Source organism: Sphingobacterium sp. UBA7253, assembly GCF_002472745.1.
GTDB classification, from domain to species: Bacteria; Bacteroidota; Bacteroidia; order Sphingobacteriales; family Sphingobacteriaceae; genus Sphingobacterium; species Sphingobacterium siyangense.
Window position 1 is genome coordinate 1 of record NZ_DKSP01000154.1, and the last position, 17,400, is coordinate 17,400.

Here is a 17,400-nt window from a genome sequence, read left to right on the forward strand (position 1 = left end):
TTTCCATAAAAGACCAATCAATGATTGAAGAAATTCCTTTTTTTCAATATTGTACTCTTCTTTTTTTATCAGAAATGGGTTCATGGTAATAGGCTTTTCCGCCGAGTATGTGATATATTTTCCTCCCAAATAGGAACATATACCTGAGTAGGAATCACCGGTGTCAACAATTACGCAATCCATATTAAAAAGGAGATATTGTTCCACAAGCGAATTCATGAAGAAACTTTTCCCCGAACCACTAGGGCCGAGCACAAATTTATTCCGATTGCCGATTCGTCCTATATCCCATGAATAATCCGCTGGATCTAAACGAATAGGAACGCCCTGCCTATCAGTAAACCGGATAGAGAATCCTTTTGGTGATGGTTCGGAGACTGGCAGGGCTTCTTTAAAAAAATAACATAGTGCGGCATCTGAAGTTGTAAGAAACAGATCGTAATCCTTAAGCTCAACAGCATTACCTACCATTGCAGACCGAAATAGTTCGTATTGATTATATGAGTTTTTTGAAGGTATCACCCCTTGTAAGAATAGGGAGTTGTCAATGTAGTTCACAGATTTTTGAAGGGCATCTTCCTTAGCACATACTACTATATTAAAATGTACATTCACGAGCATTTGGTTTTCTCTTGCAACGTCAACCAGTAACCTTTCGATATCTTCGATACATATTTCATTTTCGGGGTCAGGTATACCGGAATGTCGTTTTTGCTTCAATTGAAGCTTTTGAATTGTTTTGAATTGATCGGGAATCTTAACAACTTGATTGTAAAGAATGGTTTCATAAGAAGGAACGTTGTTTAAAAATGCCATTGTATCAATGGGAAACCCACGCATGGCTTCATTCTCCGAACTTTCTACATAAGGGGCTACCTGTTCAGGCAGATCGATTCGATCAATATCTATGAGAGAAATACATTTTATAACACGCTCTCCGAGCTGGATATTTCTGTTGTTTGGAGCAAAATTGTCCAACGTGATTGCTTTGCTTACGAAGTCCATGTTCAAAGTCCTGAGATAGAGAATTTCAATCTCTTTGGATCTCAAGATCTTCGGTTTGAATTCTGAACCTAATGCCTGCTGAACTTTCATAATGGCAGTCTTGAACTCGATATGCTCCTCGTCTCCAACCTTGGGGGCATTTTTCTTTCTTGAGGATGTCCTCGTTAGAACCAGATATGTGTTAAGTATATTAAATGGACGACCCTCGAAATGTTCATCATACTTTTGCTGTAAGTATTCGGTAGCGTTTTTTTTATTGTAAATGCCTTTTGAAAGTATATCAAGTTTCTGTATGATATGCCCTTCTCCCAAGATTTTAATAATATTGAGCATGGCTGTATGAAACTTCTGGTATTCTTCAACATTGGCTGCATATTGTTGAACGCTGTTGGTGATTTTCATGACGACGCTGGCTTCTCCGTACAGGCCAACCAGATAGTGCATTTCGTCGTCTTCGACTTCAATTCCAAGATAGGGTTGTTTAATTACTTTTGCTTTTGACATTTCTCATTCCTCTTAAATTAGTTTTGTGAACATAAATTCCGATGTTACGGGTCTTATCATAAAGTCCATTTTTCTGTCGCTGTGAGGTATAATAAATTCCGCCGCCAAAACAGGTTGCCATTAATGTTAGTCCCGAGATGAGATTTACCATTGTACTGATAGCGCCACCTAAGAACAGACCAAGTGCAACGAATCCAATTGCCCAATACATGTAACGACCTCGGAACCCTTTATAAACAAGGGGCTTTTGAAGCCCCTTGTAAACAGAAAAACTTTTTTTGTCAGCCATAAGAATTTTTATAAGCCGAACATAGCACGGATAGCAATAGGAGCAAGGATAAGAAAGAGTGCGCTTCCGCCGAAACTCATCAATTCTTTGTTGATATCCTGATCCCCATTGTTCCATTTTTGGTAGATACGTACACCTCCTATGATTCCAACGACACCCCCGATGGCCATAACCAGGTCTGTTATGATATCTAGATTGCCTGTGATTTGAGCTGTCCCTTGAGCTATCCCATCCCCAAAATCTCCTTGGGCAGAAGCTAAAGTGATGGAGAGTATGAAGGCGACAATGGATGCGAAAGTAGGTTTATTGATTTTTTTTAACATTTTGTTACGCATGGGTGAAAAGATTAATGATCTAATAATTACTGTTAACCGTCGAATTGGCTAAAGGAGGGAAATGACTATCAATAAGCGAAAGGCATTTGATTGGATTCTTGAATGGCTCGGAGTCTGTACATCTCTTTTAAGCCTCTTAAAGAAATGCCGCCTTTACCAGATAATTCCGCTTGGATCGAGAAAGGGATAATTTGTTCATCGGCATGCTCTATTGTTATTTTGCTGTCTTCTTTTGCTCTATTATTTGTACCTGATGTATTATTGCTAACTTCAGAGTTATTGATTGTTACGACGATATTTTCATGAAATGTTTCCTCAGTTTCAATAGATTCAATTTCCGTGAAGACATTAAGCGTCTCGAATTCATCATGTGTTGCTTTGTTTTTTTTCAATAGATCAAAAAGAATGTTCAGTGTGTAATAAACAACATAGCCTACTATGAGGTATATTGAAAAGGTTATCCATGTCATTCATTTAAATTTTTTAAGATGTTTTTTAACTTAGTTTTGATTTCATCAGATTCAATCAGTTGGTGGACTGCATAGACTGTGATCTTCTGTATACTTGACTCCTCGCCGAGAAGTCGAAGTTTCGAATAAAGCGTTGCCGGAAATCGAATGGGAACTTGTTTGGGCTCTTTCGTTTCTCGATTAAAAGACAATTCATTAATTCGCTGAGATATATCGCTATCAGTGCAACAACTTCTCTTCTGAGATTTAGTGGATTGATTGTTGTGTTTTACCTCCTTTCTTGTTTTTGATAGGTCTGTTTTATTTAATTGAGCCGGTTCAGGTTGTTTTACAGCTTCTCTTAGTTTATCCGCCAAAGATTTCATCTTTTCCATAATGTCAGGAAGTTATTGCGATAAATAATGATTCCGCGATAGGCAGGAGTTCCGAAGAGAGTTCTCGGGTAGTCAAACGCTGTAAAGCAACCTTATGGGGTATGAGGGGAGAAATAGTTCCAAATTGGGAAAAATGCTCATCTACTTTTGATTTTAGATCATACTTGACTGTTGTTTTAATGAGGTTTGGGACAAACACCTTTTTTGCAACAGGATTAAGGTCATTTACGATCATAGCAAAAAGATTAGTAGACTGGAAAGTTAGCCTGTCGTAGTGGAATGGAATTACAATAATATCTGCAGCTTCTATGACTGGAATGAGATTATCATCATCAATTTTCCCCGGAAGATCGATAATAATATGATGGGCGGGTTCTGAGAATAAAACCTCATAGACTACAGGGAATTTTTCGAGTTCCACATCAATAACCTGATACGGTTCCGGGTTATCCAATGATTTTGAATCTTCAAAATGAGACAATAAGGACTTTTGATAATCCATGTCTAAAACAGTAACCATTTCCTGTTTTACAAGTGAAAGATAGTTAGCATAAAGCATGGCGAGCGTACTTTTGCCAGCGCCACCTTTTTGATTTGCGAAAACTAGGACCATAATGTTTTACTTTTGATTAAATAAAAGACCGATTGTACAAAATGTAGGAGGATAATAGGAGTGATATTAGTATTTTGTACATATAGAATCTCGGTATGCCTAACAAGAAATGATTGTCATCTTTTTTTCTTTCTATTTTTCTTTGTGTCCTCTCCCGTATCAGGAGCTATTGAGGCGGCCATGCCGGTGAATGCAGACAAGGAATTCAGGACATTATCTATGAGGTCGGATTCCTCCATGTTATATTGATAATTATGATCGAGAGACTGGAATTCATCAGAAGAAAGAACTTCAACTGCTTTGATTATTGTTTTCGCCCCTGAATCCAATAAGTACCATATGCCGTCTTCTTTAATCATTTTTAGATTCAAGTTTCCAATAGTGGATACATCGTTATTTTTTAAATATAAACCCAGCAAATCCCTATAATAGGCTTTTTCATGGTCAGAAATTTTCCTTTCTGAAACAGGGATATTGTAAATCGGTACCTTGAACAGTTTTGCTAATATTTTTATGTGATGTAAGGATTCTGTATTATATCCCTTTAAGTTTAATACTTGCTTTTGAAGATGATTTAAATTGACTTTATGATTTGGTGATTTTGTCAATTCTGATAATTTCATGATGGAACTTCCTTTAAATACGGCTTTGCTATTGTGGTCAATTATCGTATATCCATAAGGATCTTTGTCTTCGCTGAAATGAAAAATGAATTGAAGACCGAATTTTTGCCGCATAAACTCGGTAAAGTCAGACTGGAATCCGATTGTTTTTCCGGATCTGTTGCCTGAAAGATTTTTGCTGACTGACTGAAGACGGCCTTCGAAATCCACAAGATATTTATTGAAAATAGCCTTAAGTTGATTTATTCTCTCTTTGTCCTCTTGGTTGTTTTTTATTTGACCTGTTAAATGGCTGATGTCAAAAGTCGTGAGAAGGGCGTTCCTCTCATAGATGTTTAATTTGTTTTTCCGTTCATCAATTGTACGGCCTGTTATTTCGAATAGCAGCTTGAACTGTGCGAACGTGGTCACTGTATATTGGGTCGGATCAACCCTTTGTACCTTCTGGTCTATATCGAATTTTTCCTTCACGACTTGGTTTATGAACCTAACCGCCCTGACATTTTCATATGAATCAGGAATTGTTTTGCCTGTATTGATATCAATCCGTGTGGACACAATGTGGACGTGATTGTGGGCCGTATCATTGTGAAAGACGATTAGATAGGGATTGTCACCATAGCCCATTCTTTTTACCCAGTCATGGGCAGCCGCTGTCAGTTGATACTTGTCATATTCATTCCCCCGACAGGAGATGACTGCATGGAATTGTTTCTTTTCCTTTCTTGGATTTAACTGTGCTACGCTCAACAAGTATTGTTTGACTTCTTCAGGTTTGATTATACTGTCGTCAGCAATGGGACCAAAATTCCGAAGTGCCATAAGTTCTCCTTTTCCAATATCCATCTTTTTGGTGTTATAACGGACTCCTCCGAAGTTCTTGGCAGATTTTGTTGTTCTTCCTTTTTTATTATCGAGAATAACTGCATTCATTTTGTTAGCTCTCTCACAATTTTTCTCAAAATAATTCTTACTGCTTCATTTTCTTTTACGTAGTCTGTGAGGATTAGATTGAGTTGTTCTATAATAGTTTTATCAAGCCGTCCGATCTTGTTGAGTGCGTTGGCATGCTTAGCCAGTTGATTTATATTGTTGCCAGCGCGCGAAAATTCAGTGCCAATTCTGTGAAGCTCTGCATGAAGCTCTTTATAATTGCCCCATGTTTTTTGATCTAGGGCCGCTTTTAAAATGTAATCAGACATATTTAAGCCGTGCATTTTTGAGAGCGACCTTATCTTCTCTTTTTCTTGATCGAGACATCGAATCTTAATTTCTGCTGTTCGTTTGCAAATAGAATCTTTTAAAGGTCTTCCACCAGTTCGGACAATGTATCTGTCTTTTTTCATAAATCATTCAAATTATCGAGTTGCGAGGTAATTTCCGATTACCAGCCATAAGCTGGGCAGGAGTTTTTGTGGTAACAAAAACACATCCTGCACATACAAAAAGGAAGAATAATTCTGGTCTTTATCTGATTGAAGGATCAGATAATAGAAAATTGAGGTAATGTTCGTGGTTAACATTCCATCTATTAAGAGGGAACCTTCGAATTAGCATCAAAGATGTTTCTTTTACCTTAGTGTGTCTTGTCCTCCTTTGACTGAAAGGAGCGTTCCATTGATGTTTCGTCTTTCCAGTATTTGATCCTTCCTATTGCCTGATAGAACCCTTTCCGAAAATTGTCATTGAAAAAGCCATGGGTTCTGCAAAATGGATTAAAGGCTTCAGATGTTTGCATGCCTACAAGTAGCTTATAATATGAGGTGATTATCCAGTAAATTATAAATGCTAGTAAACAGGTCAATATGATTGACTTAACAGTAATGGTTATCTCAAAATTTAGTAATTCAGCCATTTTATTCCTGATATATGTGTGTGAATAAAATAATACAAAGAAAGAGCAAAGCATTGTTCAGAATAACTGTTTTTCAAAAAGAAAAGCCCCGTAGGGCTTATTCTTATTCTTCGATTATAGGCTGTTCGGGTTCTGCTTCTTTGATTTCTCTAGCAGTTCGAACAACGACTTCGGTAATGAATTTAGTATTGTCGTTTTCTTTGAAGGAACGATAGGTTAGTTTTCCTTCAATTTCAACTAACATACCTTTCTTAAGATTCAGTTCGGCGAAAGAAGCCTGATCTCCCCAGAACACTAAACTGTGCCACTGGGTTTCATTGACCCACTCTCCGTCTGATTTTTTATACCCTTCGGTTGTTGCTAATGATACTCGTGCTACTGATCTGTCAGTTGCTAATTGTTTTACCTCTGGATCTTTTCCTAGATGGCCTCTTAATGTTACTTTGTTTACTGAAGTTTTCATGATGATAAATTTTAATTTTTATATGCAGGTATTTTTTAATTGATTAGCCCGCGTGTCAACTGGACGTGGAATACCGGAGTGATGAATAACATCGCGAGGATATGCCGCGAAAGCCTGTTTACTCGCAAAGGATATAATCAATATACCTTTGCTACATAAAAAGACAAAATTGTCTTGTAAACGGAATCAAAGACAGTAGAGGCTTTGGAATACAGGCTAACAATACACTTTTATAGATGGCATTCGCTTATTACCTGTTCGGTTGATCGATTGAGGGAGGTTCTTTGTAATTACTGTGTTGTTTATCGTTGGAATCTTTACATTTTGGTCCAATGAAAATTTTTTATAAATAGAGGTTGTAAAATCTAAAGGAAATCTAATGTGTGCTTTTGCTTTTTGCGAGCGAAAAGAAAAAGTAGAAAATCCAATCTTGAAACTTATTGGGCATCAAGTGATCTTGTCTTGATCTAGTATTCTATGGTATCAAGAAATTATGATATCACAATATCGTTCTACCATACTAGTTGAAATGATTGTATGACGATAGAAAAATATGTTGGTATCATGATATCAATATATTATGATATGTTGATACGCTGAAATTATAGTATTATGATATAAAGGCACCATTTTTATTTGTTCATCTTCTGTCTCTATCGACGAAATCTAAGATCTCCCTTGATATCTTTCATAAGCTTGTCATTATAGTCATTGAAACTCTCGTATAAAAATCGTTTGTCATTTAGCAAGGGAAATTGCTTGGTGAAGAGTTTCATAAACTTATCTCCACCTTTTCCATTATCTAGAAACATGTTGATTTCATGAGGTCTTTCCGCTTCAATTTTTACCATGGCCTTTTCTGATAGGGACAGTGAATTTAAAACAATATTGTTATCATGTATTGATACTGTCTTTTCCTTAAGGGCTGACAGGAAATTTATCATTCCCTCAAAAATATTGATGCAATCATTTGTTCCTGGCATCGAGAGCATATCCTTACTGCCGATACATATTTTTCCATATTTTGAACGAACATCGTAACCACTAGAATCATTTTTCCAACCTGCCCCAAAATATCTTTTCCGTCCAATATTCGGGTTAATGTAATCATAGTAAATTTCAATGATAACTTTTGACTCAATAGCCGGTTTAAGCACTCCTCTAGAGTTTAGGTATGAAGTGATAGCTAAATTATTGCCAAGTGGTTTTATTTGAACTATTTGATGAGGACTGATTGGCTCTTGTTGATCTAAGAGTGGGGATAGATCTTTTTCAATAGGTATGTTCCCGTATAGTTTATTGATTTTCTGAACAACTAGCTGAACATCAGTTGTATTGTAAAGTTTGAGTGCAAGATCTATAATGTTTCCACCTTGACCTTCTCCATGGTCATACCAAACTCCTTTTCTGTCATTTATAATTAGTGAAGGATCGTTGTCCACCCGATATGGTGCTCGAAATGCCTTTTGTCCGTTGGATTCGCGGACCGGAAAGAATCCCTCACGGCTTAAAAAGTCTGAAATTAAGATGTTTTTCAGGGTTTCAATGTTCATATTTTTTGTGTTTATTTGATTATACAAATTAGATAGAAAATGAACTACTATTGGATCATAGCTATTTTATTTATCATGGCATTCTCAGGACAATATATTCTGGGGAGGATACAGAATGATGAAAAGATGAGCAAGAAAATAATACAGAATATTAGGTTCATTACTATGATATGTTTTTTTTCTGCAGGAATACTCTGTATTCTTCATTTTGTCAATAAGTATCTATAAGATTTTTTTCTTTTTCTTTTGTCAGCTCATAAGTATTATTTACTTATTATTCTTTTAAAGCTATTATATTGACCGAAATGTTCGACAACAAAGTCTCGTTTAGATGGCTCTATTCCATTTGTTGTAGCCGAATTACTCGACAGTAAACAGAAAAGGCCGTTAGGTTCGACAACATAGCCGAAATATCCGACATGCGAGCCGAAATACTCGACATGATAAACGAAATGGTCGACAAAAAAATCGAAATAGATGACAGCAATATCTAAATGTTCGACATCAACTCCGAAAAGCTCGACAGCTGACGTCTGTAATTATAAGACGTTATAAAATTGGCCTGCATAAATCAGATTAGTTGCTTGCGCCTCTGTGATTTTTTTATTATATATCCTATAATACGATCTACATAACATATCGGCTTTTTGTGTCAGATCAAAACCATTATCCGAGAGCCAGTATTGGAATGGATCACTATCTTTTTTTAGCAAAATTGAAGATTTACTGTGATTGTATATACTTTTAAGACCATCTGTTAGATGTTGAAAAAAATAATGTTCCTGCAATAGTCGTTGTTTATCATGTGGAGGAAAAGAAAGCTTAACACCGTAATGTTTACTTCCGAAAGATCTTACAAATTCAAAAGTAAATACAAAACCAGCTTGATCACGGATATTTTCCATAATACGTATTAGTCCTTGCTTTCTGTGGGAAGGCTTTGAATCATGAATATCGGCAAAATAGCTAAGTCGATCTAGCGGTACAGTTGTTTCCAATGGTTCGTTGGGAGAGTTAACACTGATAAGAACATGGTGGATTTTTGAAAGATAAATTAATAATTTTTTACGACTATCACCGCCCCGTCCTTTTCCTGATCTTTTATAAATCTCTGTATTCACGGTATAGTACCTAGATAGAAATCCTGTCATCATTTCATCACTAAGTCTGACGTCGTAAATTTTTAATTCGTTTCCTCTTCTATCAAAATTTAGCTTTAAATCTTTTAGAATTGGAAAGCTGTGCATGTGAATGGTTGATCCATTTGATGTGATTTCGTAACGATTAGAAAAAATAATATTACGTTCCATCATTCTATATAAGGCATAGTCTATAACAGTTTTTAATTGATAACCTTGTATTATGGGAGGTTTCTTTTTGCCATCTGCAAAAGATGGATGAGTAATTGCTAAATCTTGTCTGTTTCTTCCGCTCTCTTTACAGAATTGCTGTAAGGTGAAACGAGTAAAACCAAAAAGATCAGTTTGCAGTTTTCGTGTGATAAAAATTATAAAATCCAAAACAATTCCCGCATCTTCGGGGAAAGAACGCTGAATATCCATTATATTGTCTGCGACTGCCCTGTCTATTCTGCTGATTAATAGGTTGCTGTCCATAGGTTGTTATTTGTAAGATAATGACGGATAAAATCATTTGCTCTGGCTATTGATTCGAGCTCAAGCCTATTAATTCTTAGTGGGGCTGATAGGTCCCCGTCTTTTCTTACCGTAATCCATCCCCTTGAAATCCATTCCTCTATCAGCTTTCGACCATATTTTCTTTCAGCCTGCGATTTATTTAGGTAAGGACGTATTTTCCCGACATGGATCAATACTTTTATAGATGTAATTTCGGCGACATATTCAAGAAGTGAGCAAAGTTGATAATGATTCAAATCGCTTAAATTCTGAAATTCCATATTGATTAAATTTTGTACCGGCAGGGGGTAACGAGCCCGCCTGGAATCCTCTTCTGCCGGTTATGATTAGCCTTTTTTAGGGTTTAATTAATCTAGATGTCTTCGGGACTACTCACGTCAGTATATACATACCGGGCATTCGCCTGCCTCCACGCTTTCAGTATATTGAGATTATCTCACTTTCGCGGAATTTCCCTTTTTGAATGGGATAATGCTTTGTCCCCTAATGTCAAAGAACTTGTTGTGTCGGCATCTCGCTGCTGACTATTATCTTTCCCTTACGGGTAAGTATGTTGTTCTGTTATTTTTATTTGAGATAACCTCCAATTGCTTTCTGTCAAGCATTTTTGAGCCTTTGCCTTGGAATGGAAGTGTCGTTAACAGACCTTCTGAAATCCAGCGCCTGATAGTTTCTCTACCATACATTTTATAAGCTGCGGTAAGGCTCAAAAATGGAGGTGTTAACGATAATTCATTAATTATTCGCTCACTTCCATTATTCGCAGCGTTTTCCAGAATCGCACTAAGAATAGTAACCTTCATTTATCACTATCTTTAAAGGTTAGTCCAGTTACTGCTTGAAAAAGCTCCCTCGTAGTTTCTATTATAGTTCGGTCTTGGTGTTCAGGAGAAAGTCGTAACTGATAGTCGACTTGGGACCTACTTTTATTCGTTTTTAATTGGATCATCTTCCAAAGTCCTCTTGGTGCATGTTTGCGGATAAAATCGAGCTCTTGCCGAGACGCCTTGACGAATTTGTTTGAATCTGCCATAGTCATAAAGTTTATATCGCTTTCATATAGTCTTATGATTTTTGTATATGATTTTTTACGCGATGTTGAAAAATTTTATGTGATAATTATGCATAATTGCATAATTATCAGTATATTTGATATCACAAAGTTATGTGTTTTTCATAAAAGTCATATATGACTTTTATGAAAAACATGATTTTTATTGTATGTTTTTATGCAAAATATTGATAGTCAGGAAGATATTTTTTTTAAAAATTCCAGAGTTTTTCAAATACGGGATTATTTAAAGCTTGAACAGCAGGGGTTCGCTGAGGCTTTGGGTGTGCATCAATCGATGATTTCTTATATTGAGAAGAATAAAAAAAAGGTGTCCAATAAAACCAAAAGCTTGATCTGTAAGGTTTTTTTTGTTGATCCTTTGTTTTTCGATGATAGGGAAGATGTAGGGATGTTTCTGGAGGGCAGGGAAAAAGATGCATTGCAAATTGCCGAGGATTTCAGAAGTCATAAGTCTAATGTTCCGTCAAAAAAAGCTTTTGGTGTTACAGCTGGGGGAGGGGCTGATCTTCAGGCTGTAGTTATTGAGAAGTTAACGGCTGAACTTGAACTGACGAAGCAGCTGTTGAATTCAAAGGAAGATCTAGTGCTAGTACTAAAGGAGCAATTGAATGCTATGAATTCTAATTATGCTAATCTCTCGCAGGAACTAGCTGAGTTGAAAAAAATGGTAAGCCAAGATGTGGTTGGTAAACTTAATGAGATCACTGAAAATATATCCGGAGAAAGGGATAACCCAAACGGAGCAAACCCCGTGAAACGCTCAGGGTAGTGTATGTCAATCCAGATCTATTTAAAGGGGTGGTTTTGTTTTTAGTGTATTATGTATGATGCTTAGCGGTTTGTATTATGAATGCGCATCAGTTAAATTGGAAAGAGGGTAGATGCTGATCCTCATAAATCTTTTTAGAAAGCCACCTATTGAACTTTATGTCTATTGTAAATTAAAAAAGTACATGAATTTTGAGCAATTTTCCAATTAATAGCTAAATAATAACATGAAAAAGCCAGGCGCTGAGATAGACGATATCTTACAGAAATATAAAAAGCATATAGGATTGATTGAGAAAATGATCCTCAATATGCATACTATCGCTAATATTAGATATTGGTATGCCTATCTTTCAAAATTTCCGTTGTCAGATATCCAACATCAAGATATTATGGAAATGGAGGCGTTTACAACGAGCATTATCGTGTCCTATAATAGATTATTCGGACAGGGAACCGGAACGACAGTTATGAAGACGAATTTGTTGCCTGCTAATCTGTTGCCAATTCATGATGAAATTATCGAACTCCGTAATGCAAGATATGCCCATCATGGCGAACATTCTACAATAGATAAGGTTGTAAATACAGAATTTATAGATTCTTTGTTTATTGTCACCCCTAAGATTGAATTCACGTTTTGTTTTGGAGCACCCAAACATTGGAATGCGTTATTCCAATGGTGGGATGATCATATGTATAAAGTTTTACATGAGCGTCTGGATTTTTTGTCTAAAGAAACAGGTTTCAAATGGGAAACTCCTTGTGGTCCGCCGCCGCCTTGGATAGATTAATTAGGCATGCTGAAAAATAAAAAAGCCCCTGTCCGAAGACAGAGATCTTAGATTCTCGAGACTAAATATACGTATAAATTAAATCATAACTATTGTTGTTTCAGAATATCCACCGGTGAGACCGTCACAAATACGTCACAACCCTGAATTTTGAATAGTGAAAAATTGTTATTAAATTACTCTAGCAAGCACGAAACAAAGATTTTGTTCTTGTGAGGTGGATAGTCCTACAGGCCCATAATCTCTTGGTCCAGTTAGTCCATCTTTAGGAAAGCAATAATGGATACTTGCCAGGATCGCTAATCTTACTACCTAACTTGGAAATGCGATATACATTTTAAAGAGGATATTCAATTAATCTATTGAAAACGAGCTGCTGTAAAACGGTAATGAATAAGACCTCCGTTATAGACAACAGGTGTACAATTAATAATATTGCGCTCGGAAATTACCAAATAATATTTTCATAAAATGAGTATATTGTAATGATCGTTGTTTATTAAATACAATTTCCTCATATTCATATTTTATTAGATTCAAATCTCTGCCAATGGACAGATAGGATAATATAAAACTTGATATGTCGAGAATATCCTGGTTTTTTAATTGTTTGACATTTAATAATTGGTCAATAAAATTGATAAAGGTTGAAATTGCGCTTGAATAGCTTGATATATTTCCACTTAATTGACCAATAACTTTTATAAAATTTTCGGAAATTTTATAGTTATTTTTCTCAAACCAATAGAACATAGTTTGGTAATTAATATCAACAAATTTGTAGTTCAAATCCAGTAATTTTAGACTTTTAGCTTGATATACTCCTTCTTCTAGAAATTGCTTGTCTTTTAAATATTTAAGAATGGGTATGGTCCAGCATGACTCTAATGATAAGTTTTTAGAGCAACCCACTCTAGCAAACAAATCGTCTGAATATAGTGTTGCATTATTTTCCTGAGCAAGGAGAGCACTATCATAAATGGAACGTCCAAAAGTTCTATATAACTTATCTTTATCTCCTTGGTTAATTGATAAAGTATTGGGATTTTTTATCTCAAAGTGATCTTTCAATAGTTTTAATAACGGATCTTGTTCTGTCTTTAATCGTTCTGTTCCGAAACTTTTTTGCATAAATCTCTCATAGATTATTTCGTAGGAAGATTGCGAAATTAGTAAATGATTGTAATGTTGGCATACTAACTCTAATAATTCCAAGTTAGATAAGGTTATGATTGCCGTTACATCCAAGACTAGAATTTTATTTTCATTGAGATCAAATTTTATTGTTTGTTCTTCTATGGTACCGAAAGATGTCATAATATGGAGCTTTCTTGCAATAATTTGATCTCGAATGTTTAAGGGGTCTTCTTGCCAAGCCTCAGATAACATCCCTAGACCACATTGTCCATTCTCGTAAACTGCGAAAGCATCTTTAAAAGGATCTTCTTTAGTTTTCGTAGAACCTGTTGCCATCATTTTGAGTAGATCATCAATATGAAAGCTTTTAACTGCTGCTTCTCTTTTAAACACACCCGCGGCATCTTCTCTACATTTATTGAACTGATAAACAAATTTGTTCTCAATTGATTTAACAATCCAATCTTTTTGAACGAATATATCATCCATTTCAAAGTGATAACCAACCTCTTTGTTCAACATTTTAATGACCAGGTCATCTTTTAATGAGATTTCATGCTTGCTGCTTATTGGTTCATATAGTTCTGGATCTGTTATTACTAGAATTCTATTTTCGTGTTCCCCGTCAGAAATTACCACTACAGTGTTTGCCTGAACTTTTTGAGGGATATCGATCTGTTCTGAGAAACCATATTTTAACCAAAAGGAGAGATAAAGGTCATTTGAATGGGCAGAATTATGTTTTCGATGATAATCATAGAGGATATTTAAACATTTTGTAGACTTGCCTCTTAATGCCAATAACACCAAGTAATTGTTAAAATCAGTTTCACCTAACTTTTCCGTATTGATTTCTCTACTTAAAAACGTATCGACTGATTCCAGGTCCCCAATTCTAAATTGAGTTGTTACGATAAATAGTTCTACATCTAACCTTTCACTGAATTCCTTGATATAATCTTTCGCGATGGAGATAGCCTTTAGGTGTTGATAATTATCGACATAGATATTGCATTCTTTCAGTGTATAGTTTTCATGTACACCTTTGGACGTCCTTAGTTTTTCGAATTTTTCTTGCAATTTGGCATGGTTACCTGATTGATATAAGTTAGTTATATATCTATCTGTCAAAGGTTCGTAATCATCTAACTCGAAGCGCTTTTCCATAACTTGTATCGCATTTTCCCATTTCTCCGCCTTTTCATAAAGATCAATTAAATCATGAACTACACTTAGTCTAATTTGGCTACCCAATTGATTCCCATAAGAATTTAGTACATTTTCAAACTCCGGATCATTGAGATAAAACAGCACTCTTGCCTCTAGAAATCGAAATTCTATTCCATGGATTGATTTGATCTCCAAAAGCAAGTTTTTGAGATTTTCTCTATCATTATGTTTTGTATACCGAATTGTATATATATACATGGCCTGATATAAATGAATCTGGTCTTGAAGGTTTTTTATTTTAGCAAAACTCCTCTCCATTGATTCATTGAGATTAAGATGGTTAGCAATTTCAAACTGCATCATTATGTCATCTCCATCATTAAATAATCCTACATACTTTTCGATCAGAATAAATGCATCTTCGAATTTGTGATTCATTAATAAAAGCATAGACTTAAGTCGGTAAATCTTTTGTCGACCCAAGTCAAATTCACTTTCAATGCCTGTAAGAAAATTTAGGGCTTCCGTTTCTTTGCGTAAAATATATAGAAATATGGATTTTGCCTGAATTAAGAATAGTTTAGCATCTGTCGCATCGCTTTCGGCATCTATCATTGAATCTACCATTTTAATATAGTCCTCTATTTGAACCTTTAGAGTGCTGCTGATACTTCTTAGGTTAAATATTCGATAATCCGTTTGATAGCGTAAAATTTCACTTTCAATAAATGCAATTTTAACGTCTCCCAGTTCAGAATTTAAGGCATAAGCAGAATGGATACTATTAAAATAATTTTCGAAATCACCTTCTGTTCTATAAGCTATTCCTAGAACCCTCTGTATACTTGCTTTATTTATAAACTTTTCAGGAATATCTTTAATAAAAGAAGCAACTTTATATTTTTTCCGCATTACGAGTATATATCCTTCCCATACTTCGGAATTATTATCCCCATATAATTTGACAGCTTGTTTTATAAGACTTTCAGCCATCTCAATTTCATTTGTATGAACTAGTGTTTGAGAATAATTGCATAGCGCAGCGAAGTTCTCATTATTTTCTTCATAAGCTTTTTTGAAATATTTACTTGCTACTTCCTTATTCCCTAATTCAAAATGGCAATAGCCTATGTTTATGAATAATGTCGACCTGAATTCCGGTTTTTTTATTGTTTGTACATGGGATTCTAAATTTTCAAGCGCTTTAAGTCCTTCCTTAAATTTTCTGTCATTTAAATACTCATTAAAGAAATCTATTTGTGACTTTATTAAGGGGCTATCATCATTTATGGAATCTAATTTTTCGATAATAGCTTTATTTGCACTTTGTTGGGTTTTACTTAATTCTTCTATAGAAGTTATTATTGAATTTTCAAAAGGAGTGGCAACACTTCGAAGTAAAGCATCATAAGTTAAAAAAAACTGTTCTAAAACTTTTCTGTGAAGATTCTGTTGTATTCCATGCTCATAATCGGTTATCTGGGCTGTAATTTCGCTATCAACGTGGTTAATAAAAGGTTCCTTGTCTTTCGAAATGATATAGCTATTCTCAAAAATTTTAAAAGCATCTTCTGTGATCAATATGTTAAAGTAACTTGAATTCCCAACGAGTGCTTGAAATCTTATTAATGTGTGGATGTAAAGAGATCTATTTTCATCCTTTGGCTCTTCGATGTCGTACTCAGCTAAAAACTTAAGTACCTCATTGCTATCTTTAAGTTTTTTATAGCCCTGTTTAGCGATGCCCTTTATTAAATCAGTGACAAATGGTACTCCTAGTATTGTTAAAAAAACAGACTCAATCATTTAAATTATTAAAAGTTTTCAAATAGGAAGTTCTGGATTATTTCAGTTTGGGGTTTTTGGATTTTGTTAGTAATTAATAAAGTTTGACCTAAAAAAACACATCATATTGTAGTAGCTATTATCTGCTTATCTCATCGTAAAAATACGAAATTAAACTAAGAAAACCTTAGATACAATCCCCTAAGATCTCAGCTATAAATAAAATGTCCTTTGCATTTTCAAGTTCCATATTTCGAATTTGTGTCCTCGCAAATTGATCCTAATCTTTTCAAGGTAGTCAATTTGTTTTTCGTTCATTTAACTATGATGCTAGATTGGTTTTTTAGGTTATGGGCACTTCAAAGAAAGGCGGGAAGATATGAGTTTTTCTGGGTGTTAAAACTTTTTGTTTTGGTAATGAATTGTTTAGATATAATTCTCAATAAATACTTGGTTTGAATGGTAAGAAATGCTAATTTTGTGCATCATTGCAGAAGAGCGGTAGGTGAAAAAGATCACAATGAAGTTTTTTGAAATTTCGACTGTGTAAGTTTAGTGTATAGTTCACAAATACTTCACAAATGAAAAAGACAAAAATCATAAGTTATTGACAATGAATACGTCCTTTATAATAAAATGGATTAGATCATCTGACTGTTAATCAGAGGGTCGCTGGTTCGAGCCCAGCTTCAGGAGCAATTTAATAACTTACATAACCGGGGTTTTTAAAATATTCAATTTTTCATTCCTGAATAGCTCAGCCGGTTAGAGCATCTGACTGTTAATCAGAGGGTCGCTGGTTCGAGCCCAGCTTCAGGAGCAACAACGCAAATATTTTATTTGCAAATAAAATTAAAATGTACTATTTTTGTACACTCTATGAGAAAGGAATTTCTCGAAAAATAAATTCCTGAATAGCTCAGCAGGTT

At 35.1% G+C, this 17,400-nt stretch carries 16 protein-coding genes, 2 tRNA genes and 1 pseudogene; 4 read left to right on the forward strand and 15 right to left on the reverse strand.

Annotated features, from left to right (window positions below):
- The 14 genes and pseudogenes from B2X72_RS16150 to B2X72_RS16215 all read right to left on the reverse strand — a co-directional run.
- A pseudogene (locus tag B2X72_RS16150) lies at positions 1-1,509 on the reverse strand (conjugal transfer protein TraG); the annotation flags it as partial.
- Positions 1,487-1,798 (reverse strand): plasmid transfer protein, encoded by a 312-nt coding sequence (locus tag B2X72_RS16155; RefSeq protein WP_286850667.1) that lies wholly within the window; start codon positions 1,796-1,798, stop codon positions 1,487-1,489. The gene B2X72_RS16155 and the pseudogene B2X72_RS16150, both read right to left, overlap by 23 nt.
- An 8-nt stretch (positions 1,799-1,806) precedes the next feature.
- Positions 1,807-2,133 carry a DUF4134 family protein gene (locus B2X72_RS16160; RefSeq protein WP_286850669.1) on the reverse strand — a complete coding sequence of 109 codons (327 nt, stop codon included), beginning with the start codon at positions 2,131-2,133 and terminating at the stop codon, positions 1,807-1,809.
- A gap of 68 nt (positions 2,134-2,201) precedes the next feature.
- Entirely contained in the window at positions 2,202-2,603 is a 402-nt protein-coding gene (locus B2X72_RS16165; protein WP_286850671.1) for a hypothetical protein, read from the reverse strand.
- Positions 2,600-2,977: a hypothetical protein gene (locus tag B2X72_RS16170; RefSeq protein WP_286850673.1), complete on the reverse strand. Its 378-nt coding sequence runs from the start codon at positions 2,975-2,977 to the stop codon at positions 2,600-2,602. Before B2X72_RS16170 ends, B2X72_RS16165 begins: the two co-directional genes overlap by 4 nt.
- A gap of 4 nt (positions 2,978-2,981) precedes the next feature.
- Positions 2,982-3,590 (reverse strand): ParA family protein, encoded by a 609-nt coding sequence (locus B2X72_RS16175; RefSeq protein WP_286850675.1) that lies wholly within the window; start codon positions 3,588-3,590, stop codon positions 2,982-2,984.
- A gap of 116 nt (positions 3,591-3,706) precedes the next feature.
- Entirely contained in the window at positions 3,707-5,146 is a 1,440-nt protein-coding gene (locus B2X72_RS16180; RefSeq protein ID WP_286850677.1) for a relaxase/mobilization nuclease domain-containing protein, read from the reverse strand.
- The gene (locus B2X72_RS16185) at positions 5,143-5,559 is read right to left on the reverse strand and encodes a plasmid mobilization protein (RefSeq protein ID WP_286850679.1); all 417 of its coding nucleotides are present in this window, start codon (positions 5,557-5,559) and stop codon (positions 5,143-5,145) included. The genes B2X72_RS16180 and B2X72_RS16185 overlap by 4 nt, the downstream gene beginning before the upstream one ends.
- 612 nt (positions 5,560-6,171) lie before the next feature.
- Positions 6,172-6,531 carry a single-stranded DNA-binding protein gene (locus B2X72_RS16190; protein WP_286850681.1) on the reverse strand — a complete coding sequence of 120 codons (360 nt, stop codon included), beginning with the start codon at positions 6,529-6,531 and terminating at the stop codon, positions 6,172-6,174.
- A 653-nt stretch (positions 6,532-7,184) separates the two neighbouring features.
- Positions 7,185-8,084 (reverse strand): toprim domain-containing protein, encoded by a 900-nt coding sequence (locus tag B2X72_RS16195; RefSeq protein ID WP_286850683.1) that lies wholly within the window; start codon positions 8,082-8,084, stop codon positions 7,185-7,187.
- Positions 8,085-8,623: 539 nt separating this feature from the next.
- Positions 8,624-9,700, reverse strand: coding sequence for a hypothetical protein (locus B2X72_RS16200; RefSeq protein WP_286850685.1), 1,077 nt, complete (start codon positions 9,698-9,700; stop codon positions 8,624-8,626).
- On the reverse strand, positions 9,682-10,002 hold the full coding sequence (locus B2X72_RS16205; RefSeq protein ID WP_286850688.1) for a hypothetical protein: 321 nt from the start codon (positions 10,000-10,002) through the stop codon (positions 9,682-9,684). Before B2X72_RS16205 ends, B2X72_RS16200 begins: the two co-directional genes overlap by 19 nt.
- A gap of 267 nt (positions 10,003-10,269) precedes the next feature.
- On the reverse strand, positions 10,270-10,545 hold the full coding sequence (locus B2X72_RS16210) for a hypothetical protein (RefSeq protein WP_286850689.1): 276 nt from the start codon (positions 10,543-10,545) through the stop codon (positions 10,270-10,272).
- Complete coding sequence (locus tag B2X72_RS16215) at positions 10,542-10,775, reverse strand: hypothetical protein (RefSeq protein ID WP_286850692.1); 234 nt, start codon at positions 10,773-10,775, stop codon at positions 10,542-10,544. The genes B2X72_RS16210 and B2X72_RS16215 overlap by 4 nt, the downstream gene beginning before the upstream one ends.
- A 196-nt stretch (positions 10,776-10,971) precedes the next feature.
- Here B2X72_RS16215 and B2X72_RS16220 point away from each other — a divergent pair, with 196 nt between their 5' ends.
- Together B2X72_RS16220 and B2X72_RS16225 are read left to right on the forward strand one after the other, a co-directional pair.
- Positions 10,972-11,586 carry a helix-turn-helix domain-containing protein gene (locus B2X72_RS16220; protein ID WP_286850693.1) on the forward strand — a complete coding sequence of 205 codons (615 nt, stop codon included), beginning with the start codon at positions 10,972-10,974 and terminating at the stop codon, positions 11,584-11,586.
- 226 nt (positions 11,587-11,812) lie between these two features.
- Complete coding sequence (locus B2X72_RS16225) at positions 11,813-12,379, forward strand: hypothetical protein (protein WP_286850695.1); 567 nt, start codon at positions 11,813-11,815, stop codon at positions 12,377-12,379.
- 426 nt (positions 12,380-12,805) lie between these two features.
- On the opposite strand, the gene B2X72_RS16230 is transcribed toward B2X72_RS16225, so the two are convergent.
- On the reverse strand, positions 12,806-16,492 hold the full coding sequence (locus B2X72_RS16230) for a PIN domain-containing protein (protein ID WP_286850697.1): 3,687 nt from the start codon (positions 16,490-16,492) through the stop codon (positions 12,806-12,808).
- Positions 16,493-17,101: 609 nt separating this feature from the next.
- On the opposite strand from B2X72_RS16230, the gene B2X72_RS16235 reads away from it, so the two are divergent.
- Both B2X72_RS16235 and B2X72_RS16240 read left to right on the forward strand, forming a co-directional pair.
- A tRNA-OTHER gene (locus B2X72_RS16235) sits at positions 17,102-17,166 on the forward strand.
- 51 nt (positions 17,167-17,217) lie between these two features.
- Positions 17,218-17,291: transfer RNA gene (locus tag B2X72_RS16240), tRNA-Asn, on the forward strand.
- The last annotated feature ends 109 nt before the right edge of the window (positions 17,292-17,400 follow it).